The organism is Thermosynechococcus sp. PKX95 (assembly GCF_031583295.1).
Classification (GTDB): Bacteria; Cyanobacteriota; Cyanobacteriia; order Thermosynechococcales; family Thermosynechococcaceae; genus Thermosynechococcus.
The window spans coordinates 1,425,099-1,441,400 of sequence record NZ_CP134171.1; the positions used below are offsets into that span (position 1 = coordinate 1,425,099).

Genomic DNA, 16,302 nt, shown 5'->3' on the forward strand with positions numbered 1-16,302 from the left:
GTTAATGCAGAGTATTCCCCTGACTTTCTAATGAAAAGTATAGATTTCTCTGTAGTTCTTTGACTGTATTTCTCGACACACTACACAAAATAAAATGATTAGATACATTTTTTAATTATTCTTTAGTTTTTTAATTCGCTTTGTGTGGAAATGAAAGTAACTTTTACAAAATATCCCCAATGCCTTGATCCCATGGCACGGAGTATGCCACCCTTGCATTGTTATCCATCTAGGATGCTTTGAGTCATCGTAGGTATTTATCTTGAGCAAGGGAGGATAGTTGTATGTCCGATCGCTTGACCTACCAAGGCGAAATGGAAACGAAGCTGCAACAACTCGGTGCCCAGCTTGACCAACTCAAGGCAAAGGCGGATCAAGCGGGTGAAGATGTCAAGGCAGATATTGAAGCTAAAATTGAAGCCCTCAAGGCCAAACGCGATGAGATTACTCAGCAATTGGCTGCCCTCAAAGAAGCGGGCGATGATGCTTGGGAGTCCCTCAAAGCAGGGTTCCAGAGTGCGTGGGATGAGTTGAGCAAGGCCTTTGAGGAAGCAGCCAGTAAGTTTAAGGGTGAATAACTGTTTTCTTAGCTCCAACCCTCAATGGTGACATCGACGCGATCGCCCTCGTGGGATAGGGGCGCAATGTTAAGGTAATACAACGGCTGATCGGCAGAAAGATTCCGCAGCCAATGGAGACATTGGGCATCCACATGGACATAGGAGCCGGTTTCCACGGGGGTACGGATCAAGGCGGTTGCTGCCACAGAACTCGCAGGGGGCGTCATCGGGCAGGTAATGAGTTCACCAACTCCCGATACAATTAGGAAAATATCGTCACCGCGATGGTGGTAATGGGGATAGTTGGCTTGTCCGGGTTCAATGCGATAGAGACTAGAGGCCAATTCCGCATTGTGGTGATCCAAAGGACAAACGGCGTAGCCTGGCCGCTTAGGCATCCAGTTTTGGCAACGCTCGATTAATTCAGGAAAGGAGAAAACTAACATTGTGCCATTAGGATAAATCTTGACCATTATGAATATTAAATTATTGTATCGCCAAGCGATCGCGCTATCCTAGCCAATGGCCGCGGTTCGGAGTTTTGAATGAGTACACCCATTCCGGTCATTGTTGTCGGTGCTCTCGGCAAAATGGGGCGCGAGGTCGTTAAAGCCGTACAACAGGCTGCCGACACTGCCCTCTATGCTGCTGTTGATCGCAAGCAGGTGGGGGAGGATATTGGTGAAGTCCTAGGGCTAGGGGCGCTGGGCATTCCAATTAGTGGCAGCTTGCAAGAGGTGTGTGTCGCCGCTGCCCAAGAAAAACAAGGGGTGGTGATGGTGGATTTTACCCATCCCACAGCCGTCTACGAAAATGTGCGCATGGCGATCGCCTACGGTATCTATCCTGTGGTCGGAACAACGGGCTTGAGTCCAGAACAAATTGAAGATCTGGCCGAGTTTGCTGACAAAGCCGATATGGGGGGGGTGATTGCTCCCAACTTCTCCATTGGTATGGTGTTACTGCAGGAGGCGGCCATCCGGGCGAGCCAGTATTTTGACCATGTGGAGATCATTGAACTGCACCACAACCAAAAGGCTGATGCTCCTAGTGGTACCGCCATTCAAACCGCGCAGCGTTTAGCAGAATTGGGCAAAACCTTTAACCCACCGCAAGTGCAGGAGTCGGAACATCTCAGGGGTGCCCGCGGGGCGTGTACGGAGGGGGAGATTCGCATCCACAGTGTGCGCTTGCCGGGACTGATTGCCCATCAGGAGGTGATTTTTGGCGCACCGGGGCAAATTTATACGTTGCGCCATGACACCAGCGATCGCCAGTGCTATATGCCGGGGGTACTGCTGGCAATCCGCAAAGTACGGCAGCTCAAGCGCTTGATCTATGGCTTGGAGAAGCTGCTCTAATTTCGCTTTAACTTTAGACTTCGGGTGTTTGCTGCAACAACCAAAAGCCTTGCAGGGTCTCCTGTTCTGGTCTTTCCTTCACGGCAATGAAATGCAAGCCTTGGCTTTGGGTACAGGCGTCCCTAAAGGCGGCCAGTTCTTTCTGAATCTGGGGATTGCGGCCACTGATGAGTACCCAGCGATCGCTGGCTCCCGTTTCCAACACTAGCAACGGCTGAGGTTCTTCCTCAAAACTCAAATAGGCCGGCTCTAATCCCGACAGCCAACCCGCCAAGGGCAGTGCGCGCTGCGAATAGATAATTAACCCCGGCAGTAGCGTATCGTCACTGAGGGTCAAAAAGGGCAGTGGGGGTACCTCACCAAAGGGCAGTTCCCATTCACCAGCCGTTTTAATTTCCCCCAGAGGAAGACCACTGAATTGCCAGCGATCGCCCCTCAGGGCTGGTGGTAAAGGTTGAGGCGCAGGGAGGATCAACTGGGGTGGCGTTGCCAGATCGGCTTGGTAGTTGGGTAGGGTTGGATAGAGGTTTGTGGCGCGATCGCGCAGCCAATCATAGAGGGCAAACGTGCGCCGACTGGGCACCATCACTAATCCTGCCGCTTCTCCCCCCCGCGTAATAATGCTGGTCATGGCTCGGCGGAAAAAACGTACCCGATCGGGTTGAGCACTGTTTGCCAGTCCCAGTTGCTGCCGCCATTGATCCATGGCTTCTTTGAGGGCAGCTTCTAACCAGCGGGCATTGGCTTCAGCTCCGGCACAAGTTTTGCTGAACTGAAATTGTTGCTGGCGATCGCAAATCAGCAATTCCCAGATTTTTTTGTTGTTTTCATCCACAAGGGGACGGGAATAAAAATCCAACTCCCAGATCGTATCCATTCACACCTAGAGGAACGTTACCCGCAAACTTGAAGCTATTTGCCTTTCCTAGGATAGGCGGTTTTGGCCGTCAAGGTAAATGTATAACCCGATACAGATTTTCCACTGTGAGAACTGGTGCAATCAAAGGTTAATTGCGGGTCAATGCTTTGCTCAGCTCCAGCCAAACAACAGCCAGATCACTTTCTGGCGCGATGGTGCCGCAACTGCGATTTCTCCTCCGCTGAACTCATGTGCAACTCTACTCCATAATCGTTGAGAATGAAAGCGATGTCCAAGTTAAAACTGAAACGTGCGAGACGGCAAAAGCGCCCGTTACGCAACCTTGACCGGCAGCCCAATTTCCGCTGGCGATCGCCAGCCCTTGTCGCCTGCATTCCCCTAGCTTTAATCATTGTGGCTGTTTGGGGAGTGGCTGCTCAGGCACAGGATGAACCCCTCACCCCTGAAACAGTTCAAGGCGTACTCAACACCATTTGGGTACTCATTGCAGCCATTCTGGTGATTTTCATGAATGCTGGCTTCGGCATGTTGGAAACTGGCTTCTGCCGCCAGAAAAATGCTGTCAACATTCTTTCTAAGAACCTCATTGTTTTTGCCTTGGCCACCCTTGCCTACTGGGCGATCGGATTCTCTTTCATGTTTGGTACCGAGGGCAATGCTTTTATTGGCTTGGGGGGCTTTTTCCTCAGTAGTGAAAACCCCGAAACCTACGGTCTTGATCCCTTTCCGGAGGGCTTACCCATCGCTGTGGCCTTTCTGTTCCAAGCTGCCTTTGCAGGAACCGCAGCCACCATTGTTTCTGGGGCAGTGGCCGAGCGGATCAAGTTTGTTGACTTTTTGATTTTCAGCCTCCTGCTCACTGGTATCTCTTACCCCATTACGGGTCACTGGGTTTGGGGGGGTGGCCTTCTCAGCAACATTGGTTTCCTTGGCCCAGATATTGCCTTTAAGGATTTTGCCGGTTCAACGGTGGTTCATGCCGTAGGCGGTTGGTCGGCACTGATGGGCGCTGCGTTCCTAGGACCACGGCTTGGCAAGTATGCCGCAGATGGTACGCCTCGGGCGTTGCCCGGCCACAACATGGGCTTTGCCATGCTGGGGTGTTTGATCCTCTGGATCGGCTGGTTTGGTTTTAACCCTGGTTCTGAACTGGCCGCAAATGAAGCTGTACCCTACATCGCAGTCACAACAAACTTGGCGGCGGCAGCCGGTGGGGTTGCGGCAACAATTACCGCTTGGCTAGCCATTGGTAAACCTGACCTCTCCATGATTATCAACGGTATTCTGGCGGGATTAGTGTCCATTACAGCACCCTGTGCAGGTGTGTCTTACTGGAGTGCCGTGATCATTGGTGCCATTGGCGGTGTGATTGTGGTCTATTCTGTCCTTTTCTTTGACCGCATCAAAATTGATGACCCCGTTGGTGCCACCTCTGTCCACTTGGTCTGCGGCACTTGGGGTACCTTAGCTGTTGGCTTGTTTGACAAAGAGTTAGGCTTGCTCACCGGCCACGGAGTGACTCAGTTGATTGCTCAGATTATCGGTATTTTAACAGTCGGTGGCTTTACTGTACTGCTGACCAGTATCTTTTGGCTGGCTCTGAAACAAACGCTTGGCATTCGTGTTTCCGAAGAAGAGGAACTCAAAGGCTTGGACATCGGCGAGCATGGCATGGAAGCCTACAGCGGTTTCTTGAAGGAGTAACTCGCCTGCCAATAAGTTTGGGGTCGTACCACGCCGCTGAACGATCCCATTGCCCTAGGTGGTTTTTGCTGTCCTCAGCGTTTGAGGGCAGTTTTTTTCTAACTTTGCAGTGATATACGCTACGCTATAGCGGCAGTACATTAGGGAGTTTTGGATGAGCGATCGCGCCATGGCGGTACGGGTGCGACAACACGTTAACCCTCTCAGTCAAAAGTTCCAGCAGGACATTGCTGTTCCCGATTGGTCAACGATTTACGAGCAACCTTCGCAGCCTTTACATCTCGATATTGGCTGTGCCAAGGGCACGTTCTTGTTAGAAATGGCAGCACTGTATCCAGAGCAAAATTTTCTGGGTCTGGAAATTCGCTACCCGCTGGTGGTGGCAGCCAATGAGCGGCGCGATCGCCAGCAACTTCGGAACCTCCACTACCTTTGGGGCAATGCCAATGTCCACTTGGGCAAAATCCTCCGCGGACTCCCCCTGCACACCGTCACGATTCAGTTTCCAGATCCGTGGTTCAAGCGCCGTCACCATAAACGCCGCGTCGTCACCCCTGAACTGGTGGCCACCCTTGCCGAACTCCTGCCCGCTGGTGGGCGTGTTGTCCTTCAGTCAGATGTCTTTGAGGTGGCTGAATCAATGGTGCAACAGTTTCGTGCCCATGCCGCCTTTAGCTCAACCTGTACCGATTGGTTACCCCAGAGTCCTTGGCCCGTCGCGACAGAACGGGAAAAATGTGTCCTCAGTAAAGGATTACCCGTTTACCGCTGGCAATTTGAGCGGTGTGCCCTCTAACTGGCTTTCAAATACTGCTGCCAAGTAGCGACAATTGCTGGGGAGCCGTACCAAGGGGCATCGGGGCGATCGCGCAAGCGACTGCGAGGCGCATGGAGCACATCTTCATAGACCAGATTCTCTGCCCCCTCAAGGTGGGCTGCTGCCACCGGTGTCACCCCATCTCCCCAACAGGCACCCTCGCCACAGGTGAGTTTATAGCTTTGATACGTAAACCAATTGGCAAACGAACCGCGTGGTGTGCCATAGATGGCCTTGCCCGCCAGACAGACATAGCGAATTTTGGGGTAATAAGCGCCGGGGTAGGTGGTGTTCACAAAGTCAAGATTGCGGCGCGTCCAACGCTCCTGACTCCGATGGGGAGTACCCAACGTGATTAGCGTGTGCACCCATTTGTGACCCGCCCAAACTTGGCTCTCATAGGGTTGATCCCCTAGGTAAATGCGGCTAATCCAGCCCCCCGCTGAGTGGCCAATGAGATGCACGGCGGACGCCCCTGTTGCATTCAGAACATGCTGAATGGTGGTATCCAAGGCCTGTAAAATTGGCGCCACCGATCGCCCCCCCAACGTGGGAAACCACGAGCGTACCCTGAGGGGCACCACCTCCGCCACAAACCCCAATTGCCGCAGATAATCCCGCAGTGGGTAGTACTCAGGGGCAGCCGCTAAATATCCCGGCAAAATAACGACAGGCAACACAGGACTAACTTGCTTGAGGCGTCGCCGGGAAGTGTATCACATTTGGATAGACGGAAATCATTAGCCCCTCGCGAGCCAGCAGCGTCTGCGGAAATCGTGCCCGTGCCAACTCACCAATGCGATCTAGACAGTCATCATCATGGCTAGGGTCATGGTGAAACAAAATCAGTTGCTTGACCTGGGCGGCTTGGGCAAGCTTAACCGCCTCCTGCCATGTGGAATGCCCCCACCCCACCTTGCTCTGCTGCGGGTGATAGTATTCTTCATCGGTATAGGTGGCATCGTAGATCATCACATCGGCGCGATCGGCCAAGGCAAACGCCCCCGGATGCAGCTGATCAGGCAAATGCTCCGTGTCTGTGATATAGGCCACATGGATACCCTGCCAACTCACACGGTAGCCCACCCCCCCACCCGGATGATTCAGGGCTTCATTACTCACCACCACACCGCCGCCTAGGTGTACCTGTTCGCCCGCCTCCAAGTCATAAAAACGCAAATCTCCCCCCATAATCTGCAACGGGACAGGAAAGTTGGGGTGCAGCATTTGATCATTCAGTCGTCGTTCAATGCCCTGACCATTTTTCCCCGGCACTGCGTAGATATGGAACTGATTCCCCGGTACAAAGGCGGGCTGAAAGAAGGGAAAACCCTGAATATGATCCCAGTGGGTATGGGTAAAGAATAAATGTGCCGCCACCGGATGTTGACTCATTAAGTGCTCCCCCAGAACCCGTAAACCCGTACCGCCGTCAAAAATGATGCGTTGACCATTAGCTTGAATTTCCACGCAGGGAGTGTTACCGCCATAGCGGACAGTGTGGGAACCGGGACAGGGAATACTGCCGCGCACGCCCCAAAACCGAATGGTGAGTGGGTTGAACATGGGCATATCGCAAATCTTGATCGTAGTGTGCCACAGAAAACACGCTTGACTTGTGATATGGATCATCCTCCCCCTGTGACGCTAGGAGTTGATAGAGTGGGGGCTAGCCGCCACGAAGGTTGGTGAAAAATTTTTTCTAAAATCTGCAAGGTGAGTGCATATTTGTAAAAACGCCATTGGATAAATGAATAGAGGGTTGTAACAGGAGGATGGATGAATAATGAGGAGTGAATAAAACAGGCAGTCACGTTTCTTCGTACGGTTGTCCTTTGATTGATATCTAGTGAGAGCGATTGATGACACGCCAACCCTGCGATAAACTCATTGCTTTGCTCCGATTTGACGGTTCCGATCGCCCGCGCTGGTATCGAGATCGCCAACTACAGGCCTACTTCACAGCAGCGGGGTACAACCTCGAGGAGCCAGAGCCGACGGCTGTCTTCCTCCTCCAAAAATTACAGAGTCAGCCGAACCATGATGATGCCCAGTACTGGCAGCGGGGTCTATTTTGCTATCTCCAAGAAACTAGTTGGTCTGTAGCCATGACCCTGCGGGAGAAACTGGGCGGGATGCATCAGGTCAGTGACTGTTTTCAGCAGGCTTGCTGTCTCACTAATGATCCCCTCAAGTTATTGAGCAAATTTAAGCCCGAGCGGGGTACGCGGCTATCCACCTATGCCTATCTCCGTATCTATGACGGTGTGTATGCTGCGCTGGTGGGGGTTCGGAAATCAGATTGGGGTCTACTCAAACACAGTGGTCTGCGTTCTCTCTCCTCAGCCTTGGGGAACCAAGGATACACAGAAGATCGAGTTCGTCAAGTCTGTGCCCTTGTCGAATTGTGGCAGGAGTTGGCGGATCAGACCACTGCTCCCGATCAGGCACTGCTGGCTCAGGTGGCTAAAACCTATCGTCAATGTTGTCCTGATCTCCCCGCTGTAACCCCTAGCGAAGTTGAAACCCTGCTCCGCACAGCGATCGCTGCCTTGCGAGCTTATCGCCAACCACAGGTGGTGAATCCTGCTGAGCAAAGGTTTTGGGACACCCTAGAAGGAGGAAATACGCCTTGGGAAGCAACCCTGAAACAGGAAGAACAGGAAACCCTTAAACGGGTCTTTGAAATGATGAAAAATGCGATTGCAGCACTGGATGACACTAGTCGTCAGGTGTTTTGTCTGTACTATTGCGAGCAGGTCAGCCAACAAGCAATTGCCCAGCACTTAGGCTTTGCAAAACAATATCAAGTGTCTCGTGCCCTAGAGCGGATTCGTGGTCATTTGGTGAAAGCGCTACTCGCCGGCCTTAACCAACCTACGCATCCTCAACGCCTTAAGGAGGCAACAGTGGCTGTCAACCTGTGGTTGAAGGAGGGTTATAAGGTGTTAGCAGGGTCTTGTCAGCGGTGTGATCAGGTAGGTATGGCAGAACACTGTCGTTATGAGGGTGCATCTTGACTGTTTTGTAAACGGTATGAACTTTTGGGAGTTGTTGTACTTAGGTAAGGAACCATGACATCGCTATCACTTTCGTTTCTCACTGCCATAGATGCGCCACCGATGGCGCACACGGAACACGTTCACATTGATTTAGCAGATGCTGGCGATCGCCAGTGGATTGAGCAGATCACAGCGGCTGCCCGCGCTTACCGTCGTGGCAGTGTGCGAATAAATGCGATGGCCTATGTAGCCGTACGTAACTGGTTCGCAGCAATGGGCATTAGTGCCGACCCCTTCCTCTCCACCGTCGAACTGCCCATCTTCTGGGAGTTTGTCAACGGCACCCTCTTGACGACCGCCATTGGTCAAGTGTTGATTGTGCCTGATACTTCTATAGAGCTTGACGAGTGCCGCATTCCTCAGGAATGGTTGCACATTGCCGCTTGGAAACCCGATTACATCTTGGGCGTACAAGTCTTTGCCGAAGAAGCGCAGGTCAGACTCTGGGGCTATGCACCAAGCAGCAGTGTGAATCGTTCTGCCATTGATGCCTTGAGCCGTACCTACACCCTCGATCGCGAGGACATGATCGAAGATGTGCCCCTCCTCGCTGCCTTGCCGGCCTGCCATCACATCCCTGTTCCATCACCTGCCGCAACTGCGATTCCCACAGCCACGCTTCAGCAAATTGCCAGTGGTGAGATGCTCTTGCCCCGCTTGGTGTTGCCCCTAGAGGAATGGCTGCACATCATTGGGCAACCTCGCCATCGCCTTGATCTCTTTTTGGCCTGTCATCCGCAGCGGCTGAGTCTCTGGCTTTATGCCAAGACCAAGGGCGTGAGCAACCTGTTGGGTCAAGTGTGGCAAGACGTGCAGGAACTGCTTGAGGAGGGCGCGATGCTCAATCCCTATCTCAGTTGGAAGCTGGGCTGGACATCGCCAGAGTGGGCATTGCGCTCCAATGACACCTTAGAAGCCATGCAAGCTCAAGCTCAATTACGCCAAGCCTTGGAAACGGAGGATTGTCGCCAAGCGGTTGCCCTCCTCAAAGACCTGATTGCCACCACTGCCGATGAAGGATTGCGCTGGATGGCGGCAGAATATCTCCACGCTCAAGATGCCACTGCCCCAGAAGCAGGGGTGTGGAAAACTCGTACCGTGGACTTGGGTCTTGCCCTCGGCGGACAGTCCTTCGGCTTGGTCATGGCCGTACTGCCGCGAGATACGATGTCTGCCAATATTCTTGTGCGCGTCACTGCCCTCAAGGTAGGTGAAACGTTGCCCCCAGACTTGGTTTTGATGATTACTGAGGCCAATGGCAATACCTTTGCCCAAGTCACTAGTCGGCAGCAGGATCAAGCGGTGCAGTACAAGTTTTGGGGACAAATTGGCGAAACTTTTGGCATCACATTGGCCTATGGAGATGCTAAGATCACGGAAACTTTTGTTGTCTAGCTGCATTGGCTCTTTTTGATTGCCGCTGCGATGAAACACGTCTGTCTTGAAATCTACGGGGGTTGCCTTGAGCAGCATTCCTTCAAGGGTCGCCTATTATTGGGGACAGAAAGCCAAGTGGATGCCTATGGGGTGTATCCTGTAGAGTTTCCAGCAATGCCTCACCTTCCGCACCGGTATCGGCAGTGGCGCGACGCCTATCACGGCTATGCGAAGAATACTCGTCTGGGGGCTAGCGGTAACCAGATTACGAACATTGGTACTCAGCAACCCACCCTCCTTAAAGAGGTACGGCAAAACTACACTGACCTTGTGACTACCCTTGGCACGTGGTTGCACAATACGCGCATCAGTTATCTCTGCGAGGAACAGATCAATGAGCAAACTTCACTTTCTAAGGAGCAGACTTCATTTTTTGGCCTAGGCAACTTTATCTTGCCGCCGCCGATGAACGAGATTCACCGCATTTCTGTGCAGACAGATTTTGTTGAACTGTGGCACTATCCATGGCACGACTGGACACCGATTCGCCAACACAGCAATCTGGATGTGGTGTTTTCACCAATGGTGTATCAGTCCCTGAAGTCTTCGACAGCGCACCATGAGGGAGTACGGATTCTGGCAATTTTTGGCGCGAGTGGCGACCTTGATCTCAAGGGGGATCTTGAGGCTCTCAGGGCGTTACCCAATGTCGAACTCCACTGCCTGCGATCGCCCCAATTAAGTGAACTCTATTCCCTGTGGTGTCAGCCCTGGGACATTCTCTTTTTTGCTGGGCATAGTCAGGGTAATGGCATTATTATCAACAATGAAGAGGAACCATTACAGATTTACAGGCTTTATGAGACGCTTAAAACCGCAGTGAAGCAGGGGCTGCAACTGGCGATCTTTAATTCCTGCGACAGTATTCCCCTAGGACAGTTTTTGATTCAGTTGGGCTTGCCCCACGCGATCGTGATGCGCGAAGCGGTTCCGAATATTGCCGCTGAGTTGTTTTTGAAGTACTTTTTACAGAACTTTCACGGCGGTGCAGATCTCTATGCCGCTGTAGCTCAAGCGCGATCGCAATTACGCGAACTGAGTCGCTGTGATGAGTATCTGCCGGGAACGTCGGCCCTGCCCCTCATTTGCCGCCATCCCCAAGCGCGCTGCCCCCACTGGCACCATTTACGCCGATCAGAAGCCCCTGCTGTTACAGTTGGTGTGTCTGGGGGCGATCGCTCCTCCCCAAGGGTTTCTAAATTTCCCGCATTCCTCTACTGGTGTCGCTGGCAACTGGAACTGGCGCAACTCCTGCCCCACGCCCAAGATCCTAGTCGCTGGGTGACAGCAATTCCTGGGGGTTGCAGTCCCCAAAGGCCACAGCAAAACTACCAAGATGCCTTTGCGAATGTTGCCCACTGGGTCTGCGGCCTCGAGCGCACTATCGGTGGCTTTTCCCCTCAAGCGGAGTTGGCCTTTTTCTTTCCTGCCCTAGAGGCTGAGGCTCGGCAACTTCTACCGCGGATCTCTAGCCAACAGCTGCTGCCTTACTTGGAATCCTTGGTGGTGGAGCAGCGGGGTCTCCCCCGTGTCCGTGCCGCTTTTTTAATTGCGCAGCAATATCCCAATGTCAGCCACCTCAGTACAGCGTTTCAAGTTTTAGAGGATACCTTACGCCAAGACACCAAGCCCCAAGTGCGCGAAGAGCTATTAGCGGAGTGTCAGCAATTTCTCAAGGAGCTAGATGCCAAGCTGGTCAGGAGCGTTTGGGACAGCACCACGGGAGAGCGCCTACAGCAGTTTTTACAGCGGCTGCTCCATTATCCCCAACAGTCTAACCGCCTGAAACTGGCGATCGCCTCTGTTCTGATTACGGCAAAAGGCCGTTGGGCGGTTGAAGCTAGCAATGTTGCCCTAGAAATTTTTCGTAACTCCTCATACCTAGAGGATGTGATCCTTGCCAGTTGCTGTTTACACCAAGCGGGGGTGCGGCAGTGGGAGGTTGTTGGCCGACTAGAGCGCTATTTGGGCTTGGCCACGGTGCAGTCCCACCAGATTGCCCTTGCCGGCGCCCTTGGCATTGTTAGTCCGAATCATCCCCAAGCCATTGACACCCTTGAGTTAATCATTGAGCAGCAGGCCTACGATCTGGAAACATTGATGGCGGCGGTGCGGGCCCTTCACCGCATTTCCCCTGAGCATCCCCTTGTGTTGGCGACCCTGCGATCGCTCTTGGTCAAGGCGCAGGAAACCCAAGATATTCTCGGCTTTTACTATGGCCTAGCGGCTCTCGATGAATTGCAGCAGCCCCTAACTCCCTACATCTCAACTACAGTCATCCCGTGGGTTTGCCAGAAAATTGCGGTTTTTAAGGCGCAAGAAGAACCCTACCTGATGGCTCCCTATACCGTGCTGTGGTACTGTAGCCGCCATATTCCCTACCAAGAACTTGCAAATCTTTGGCAATAGTTAACTTCCCCGAAGGGGCGGGAGATCGAGCGCTTTCTGAGGATCAACCGTAGCGACTAAAGAAAAAATGGGGTCGTCGCAATGACTGACCCCGCCTGCCGATTCCTCAGAGAGGAGAACACTAAAACTTAGCCTAAGGCAGATGAGAAAAAATGTCAACAAGCTAGAAGAAAAAGTTTGCCCAAGATGCCGAGCACCCTCTTGCCCTGTCTCCCTCAGATTCCAAGCCATGGGCTTTCGCCCTAACCTCTGAGAAAAGTGACCACTGCTTTGGGGGGTGCTCAAGGTTGAAGAGTTGCTCAGCCCTCAACACCAATTGCGGGAGTAGCGTTGATCGAATTAGGGATTGTCCTTGCAATTCGGTGAGCTGATAAGATTGACCGACTACAACGCAAAGCACCACCTTTTGTTCTTCAGGGTCAACGATCCAATATTCAGGAATGCCCATTTCGGCATACTCTCGACGTTTTGTGTGATAGTCGCGATCGCGAAGCGCGCCCTTTGGGCGATCGCGATTCCCATTGCCCGGACTAACCACTTCTACCACTAAAAGCGGTGGGCGTTCGACGATCGCCGAAAGCGGATTTTGTTTGCGCAGAGCGTCCCATTCTTCGCGGTGCAAAATGCATAAGTCTGGTTCCCGTGATGTTCGCAAGCCAGTGCGCACGCCAATGCCACCGGGGAAAATTTCGAAGGGTAAATGATTCCCCTTAATTTCGTTTTCAAGCGTGGTGAATAAAAATCGGATAATTGCGATATGTAGGGGGCTACCGGTTGGCATGGTAATAATTTCGCCATTTTCTAATTCAATGCGATGATCTGCCGCATCATAATCAAGGAACTCCGCAAAGGTAACCTTTCTAACGGGAGTCTGAGTCATGGCTGAATCTCGCAAATTCAAACACAATTTTTAATGCCTAACTCCAGCCTAGCCTACCGGACTTGAGTCAAAGCTTAACTTCAGGCTAGGAGAGCAATTTCAGTTGCTGAATCACAGGTTCGGGCGTTCGCGCAGCGCGCCCTTCAGGCGATCGCGGCATCTCTGGAGTGTCTTGACTCTCTTCTTCAGAGTGGCCATTAAGGGTTTGGAGTGCCGCTAGCAGATCTTGGTGCAGCGGTTCAAGGTCAGGGTGATGATCCAGATAGAGTTGCAGGGCATGGCTGGGGTCAAGGCACTGTTCGAGGGCAACTTCTGGCAGGCGGGCAATGGGCTGGCTATTCACTAGTTGGGGCAGAAGGCTGACGCTGTGGGCACTCTCTAGTGCTTTTTGCAGCTCATGGAGGTTGATCAGGGGAATTTGATCGGGGCGCAGTTGATACATGACCCGCACCACAGCCCCGCTGATCTCCCCGCTGGCGATCGCCCCCAAGAGGGCGGCTTGGGGATCCAGTTCCAGCTCGGTTAAGTCCACACGAATGGTGCGGAAGGGGCGGGTGGGTAGGGGACAAAACTGAAATTCTGTTTTGCCCTTAGCAAGGTTCACTAAGACATAGCCCTTTTCTTCCCCCTCTTCACCAAAATCCACCCGCTCAATGCTGCCGGGATAGACCACGGGTGGATCGTGACACAGGACTTGATGGCGATGCACATGGCCAAGGGCAACATAGTCAAAACAGGGGCGCGCCAAAAAACTCAGGGGAATCGTAAAACCTTTGCCGGCACTCAAATAGCGTTCAGAGCCGTACTGGGCGGTGTCCACCATGGCATGAGCCAGTAAGACAGTGGGCAAGGCCGGATCAAGTTGGCGAATTTCCCCCTCAAGGGCAAGGCGCAGCCGCTCTAGGAGCAGTTGATGCACCTCCGCAAGGGAAAGGCCACTGGTTTCTGGCCGAGTGAGGAGCGTAGATCGCGTTAACCAAGGGAGGGTAATGACTTGAACACTACCCCGGCGAGTTTCAATGCGATGGGTAGCCAAGCGATCGCCCACGATAAAACCGGGCACCCCAAGGGTGCGATAAAGACTGAGGCTCGCGCCCCCCTGTCCTTGGGCGTGCTGATCGTGGTTGCCCACCAGCAAAACCGTGGGAATGCGGGCATCGGCCAAGCGGCGAAATTGGCTGGCAAAGGCTTCATGGACGAGAGGGGGTGGCGTGGCATCGGGAAAGGCATCACCGCCAAAGAGCACCAGATCAACGGGTTCACTGAGGGCACGGTCAATACAGGTGGCCAGAGCAGCAATAAAATCCTCAAGGCGCGTATTCAAGCCGGTGGCCGGGTTAATGTGGCCATGACTGAGGCCACTGCCCAGGTGAATATCGGACACATGGAGAATTTTCATAGCGATCAGGTGATGACCGTGGGGCGATCGCGCCCCGTTAAGCCTTGGATATTCGCCACTTCATTGGCCAGTTGAATTAAATCGGCGAGTGCTACTTGGGCATCGAGGTGCTGCTGGGCAGGATTGGGTTCAAAGCGCTCCAAATAGACCCGTAGTGTTGCCCCTTGGGTTCCCGTTCCCGATAGGCGATAGACAATGCGACTGCCATCCTCAAAAATCAGCCGAATCCCTTGATTTTGGCTGACGCTGTGATCCACTGGATCGGTGTAGCTAAAGTTATCGGCAGTGGCCACGGTGTAGGCACCCAAGGTCTGACCCACGAAGCTGGGCAGTTTTTGCTCCAGTTGGCTCATCAGGGTGTGGGCGCGATCGCTCTCAATGCCTTCGTAGTCATGGCGGGAGTAGTAGTTGCGGCCATAGGTTTGCCAATGGGCTTTGACAATCTCGGCCACGGAGGTTTGGCGGACAGCCAAGATATTCAACCAAAAAAGCACAGCCCAGAGGCCATCTTTCTCGCGCACGTGGTTGGAGCCAGTACCAAAACTTTCCTCACCGCAGAGAGTGGCTTTACCGGCATCGAGGAGGTTGCCAAAGAACTTCCAGCCCGTGGGGGTTTCATAACAGTCAATCCCCAGCTTGGCCGCAACGCGATCAGCCGCTTGACTCGTGGGCATCGAACGGGCAATCCCCGCTAAGCCGTCTTTATAGCCGGGCACCAGGGTGGCATTGGCGGCCAAAATCGCAAGGCTGTCGCTAGGGGTAACAAAACAATTAGCCCCTAAAATCATGTTGCGATCGCCATCACCATCGGAGGCCGCACCAAAATCAGGAGCCTGCTCGCCAAAGAGTTGCTGCACCAAGTCATGGGCATAGACCAAATTGGGGTCGGGATGACCACCACCAAAGTCCGGTAGCGGCACACCATTTTGCACCGTGCCTTGGGGTGCCCCTAGGCGTTTTTCAATGATCCGATGGGCATAAGGTCCCGTAACCGCGTGCATGGCATCAAAGACAAGGCGCAGCTTCCCGGTGCGAATGACCTCAGCAATACAATCAAAGTCAAAAAGAGTCTCCAGCAATGTTTGATAATCGGCGACGGGGTCAATGACTTCAACAATCATTTCACCCAAGGGAAACTCCCCAAGGGTGTGCAGATTCACATCGGGGGCTGTGTAGATTTTGTAGCTGGTGAGGGCAAGGCTCCGCTCATAGATCGCGTTGGTCACTTTCTCTGGCGCAGGCCCGCCATTGGCAATATTGAACTTAACGCCAAAATCTCCCTGTGGCCCTGCGGGGTTGTGACTGGCTGAGAGAATAATGCCACCGATCGCCCCATACTTGCGAATCACACAGGAGGCGGCTGGCGTTGAGAGAATGCCATTTTGCCCCACCTTGACCCGTGCAAAGCCATTGGCTGCAGCCATTTTGAGGATGACTTGGATCGCCTCAGCATTGAAGTAACGGCCATCACCCCCTAGGACAAGGGTTTGCCCCTGCGGTGCCTCAATGGTGTCAAAAATCGCTTGGATAAAGTTTTCCAGATAATGGGGCTGCTGGAAAACAGGTACCGCCTTACGCAACCCAGAGGTGCCGGGTTTTTGATCCTTGAAGGGAGTGGTGGCAACAACTTGAATACCCATTAGGAGGCTCCACAAGGGGACTGTCACTATAAGGGCAGCTTAGTCGGCTCCAGAATCGTGGTCAAGACCTTTCCATATAGTATGCGATAGTATGCCTTTGCCCTAATTGATTTTCTGAGAGACTTGTCATCGCACCTAGACGCTTGCTAGAAT

The 16,302-nt window shown here is 53.0% G+C and carries 14 protein-coding genes; 7 read left to right on the forward strand and 7 right to left on the reverse strand.

Annotation, left to right across the window (positions count from 1 at the left end):
* The first annotated feature begins 284 nt into the window (after positions 1 to 284).
* Positions 285 to 578, forward strand: coding sequence for a hypothetical protein (locus tag RHH81_RS06880; RefSeq protein ID WP_206199533.1), 294 nt, complete (start codon positions 285 to 287; stop codon positions 576 to 578).
* A gap of 8 nt (positions 579 to 586) precedes the next feature.
* Here RHH81_RS06880 and RHH81_RS06885 read toward each other — a convergent pair whose 3' ends face one another.
* Positions 587 to 958 carry a cupin domain-containing protein gene (locus RHH81_RS06885; protein ID WP_310742806.1) on the reverse strand — a complete coding sequence of 124 codons (372 nt, stop codon included), beginning with the start codon at positions 956 to 958 and terminating at the stop codon, positions 587 to 589.
* 147 nt (positions 959 to 1,105) lie between these two features.
* Between RHH81_RS06885 and dapB the strand changes: the two genes are divergently transcribed.
* Positions 1,106 to 1,921 carry a 4-hydroxy-tetrahydrodipicolinate reductase gene (gene dapB / locus RHH81_RS06890; protein ID WP_206199535.1) on the forward strand — a complete coding sequence of 272 codons (816 nt, stop codon included), beginning with the start codon at positions 1,106 to 1,108 and terminating at the stop codon, positions 1,919 to 1,921.
* A 13-nt stretch (positions 1,922 to 1,934) separates the two neighbouring features.
* On the opposite strand, the gene RHH81_RS06895 is transcribed toward dapB, so the two are convergent.
* A complete protein-coding gene (locus tag RHH81_RS06895) occupies positions 1,935 to 2,798 on the reverse strand; it encodes a Tab2/Atab2 family RNA-binding protein (protein WP_206199536.1) in 864 nt (287 codons plus the stop codon).
* Positions 2,799 to 3,059: 261 nt separating this feature from the next.
* Between RHH81_RS06895 and RHH81_RS06900 the strand changes: the two genes are divergently transcribed.
* Together RHH81_RS06900 and trmB are read left to right on the forward strand one after the other, a co-directional pair.
* A complete protein-coding gene (locus RHH81_RS06900; RefSeq protein ID WP_310742807.1) occupies positions 3,060 to 4,505 on the forward strand; it encodes an ammonium transporter in 1,446 nt (481 codons plus the stop codon).
* Positions 4,506 to 4,659: 154 nt separating this feature from the next.
* The gene (gene trmB / locus RHH81_RS06905; RefSeq protein WP_255521432.1) at positions 4,660 to 5,301 is read left to right on the forward strand and encodes a tRNA (guanosine(46)-N7)-methyltransferase TrmB; all 642 of its coding nucleotides are present in this window, start codon (positions 4,660 to 4,662) and stop codon (positions 5,299 to 5,301) included.
* Here the strand turns inward: trmB and RHH81_RS06910 are convergent.
* Complete coding sequence (locus RHH81_RS06910) at positions 5,298 to 6,002, reverse strand: triacylglycerol lipase (RefSeq protein WP_206199538.1); 705 nt, start codon at positions 6,000 to 6,002, stop codon at positions 5,298 to 5,300. The genes trmB and RHH81_RS06910 overlap by 4 nt on opposite strands.
* Positions 6,003 to 6,006: 4 nt before the next feature.
* On the reverse strand, positions 6,007 to 6,894 hold the full coding sequence (locus RHH81_RS06915; RefSeq protein WP_206199539.1) for an MBL fold metallo-hydrolase: 888 nt from the start codon (positions 6,892 to 6,894) through the stop codon (positions 6,007 to 6,009).
* Between the two features lie 290 nt (positions 6,895 to 7,184).
* Between RHH81_RS06915 and RHH81_RS06920 the strand changes: the two genes are divergently transcribed.
* The 3 genes from RHH81_RS06920 to RHH81_RS06930 are packed head-to-tail and all read left to right on the forward strand — an operon-like array spanning position 7,185 to position 12,230.
* A complete protein-coding gene (locus tag RHH81_RS06920) occupies positions 7,185 to 8,342 on the forward strand; it encodes a sigma-70 family RNA polymerase sigma factor (RefSeq protein ID WP_310742808.1) in 1,158 nt (385 codons plus the stop codon).
* A 54-nt stretch (positions 8,343 to 8,396) separates the two neighbouring features.
* Positions 8,397 to 9,779 (forward strand): DUF1822 family protein, encoded by a 1,383-nt coding sequence (locus RHH81_RS06925; RefSeq protein ID WP_310742809.1) that lies wholly within the window; start codon positions 8,397 to 8,399, stop codon positions 9,777 to 9,779.
* Positions 9,780 to 9,809: 30 nt separating this feature from the next.
* The gene (locus RHH81_RS06930; RefSeq protein WP_310742810.1) at positions 9,810 to 12,230 is read left to right on the forward strand and encodes a CHAT domain-containing protein; all 2,421 of its coding nucleotides are present in this window, start codon (positions 9,810 to 9,812) and stop codon (positions 12,228 to 12,230) included.
* 163 nt (positions 12,231 to 12,393) lie between these two features.
* Here RHH81_RS06930 and RHH81_RS06935 read toward each other — a convergent pair whose 3' ends face one another.
* From RHH81_RS06935 to RHH81_RS06945, 3 genes are all read right to left on the reverse strand, one after another.
* Positions 12,394 to 13,131 (reverse strand): Uma2 family endonuclease, encoded by a 738-nt coding sequence (locus tag RHH81_RS06935; protein WP_310744274.1) that lies wholly within the window; start codon positions 13,129 to 13,131, stop codon positions 12,394 to 12,396.
* A 64-nt stretch (positions 13,132 to 13,195) separates the two neighbouring features.
* On the reverse strand, positions 13,196 to 14,509 hold the full coding sequence (sbcD, locus tag RHH81_RS06940; protein WP_206199544.1) for an exonuclease subunit SbcD: 1,314 nt from the start codon (positions 14,507 to 14,509) through the stop codon (positions 13,196 to 13,198).
* 5 nt (positions 14,510 to 14,514) lie between these two features.
* On the reverse strand, positions 14,515 to 16,149 hold the full coding sequence (locus tag RHH81_RS06945) for an alpha-D-glucose phosphate-specific phosphoglucomutase (protein ID WP_302677888.1): 1,635 nt from the start codon (positions 16,147 to 16,149) through the stop codon (positions 14,515 to 14,517).
* Between the last annotated feature and the right edge of the window lie 153 nt (positions 16,150 to 16,302).

Excerpts from the sequence above, each read along its gene's own strand:
- RHH81_RS06880 (WP_206199533.1), top strand. The coding sequence starts at position 285 with ATGTCCGATCGCTTGACCTACCAAGGCGAAATGGAAACGAAGCTGCAA.
- RHH81_RS06895 (WP_206199536.1), bottom strand. The coding sequence starts at position 2,798 with ATGGATACGATCTGGGAGTTGGATTTTTATTCCCGTCCCCTTGTGGAT.
- RHH81_RS06930 (WP_310742810.1), top strand. The coding sequence starts at position 9,810 with ATGAAACACGTCTGTCTTGAAATCTACGGGGGTTGCCTTGAGCAGCAT.
- dapB (WP_206199535.1), top strand. The coding sequence starts at position 1,106 with ATGAGTACACCCATTCCGGTCATTGTTGTCGGTGCTCTCGGCAAAATG.
- RHH81_RS06945 (WP_302677888.1), bottom strand. The coding sequence starts at position 16,149 with ATGGGTATTCAAGTTGTTGCCACCACTCCCTTCAAGGATCAAAAACCC.
- RHH81_RS06915 (WP_206199539.1), bottom strand. The coding sequence starts at position 6,894 with ATGCCCATGTTCAACCCACTCACCATTCGGTTTTGGGGCGTGCGCGGC.
- trmB (WP_255521432.1), top strand. The coding sequence starts at position 4,660 with ATGAGCGATCGCGCCATGGCGGTACGGGTGCGACAACACGTTAACCCT.
- RHH81_RS06925 (WP_310742809.1), top strand. The coding sequence starts at position 8,397 with ATGACATCGCTATCACTTTCGTTTCTCACTGCCATAGATGCGCCACCG.
- RHH81_RS06900 (WP_310742807.1), top strand. The coding sequence starts at position 3,060 with ATGAAAGCGATGTCCAAGTTAAAACTGAAACGTGCGAGACGGCAAAAG.
- RHH81_RS06920 (WP_310742808.1), top strand. The coding sequence starts at position 7,185 with ATGACACGCCAACCCTGCGATAAACTCATTGCTTTGCTCCGATTTGAC.
- sbcD (WP_206199544.1), bottom strand. The coding sequence starts at position 14,509 with ATGAAAATTCTCCATGTGTCCGATATTCACCTGGGCAGTGGCCTCAGT.
- RHH81_RS06885 (WP_310742806.1), bottom strand. The coding sequence starts at position 958 with ATGCCTAAGCGGCCAGGCTACGCCGTTTGTCCTTTGGATCACCACAAT.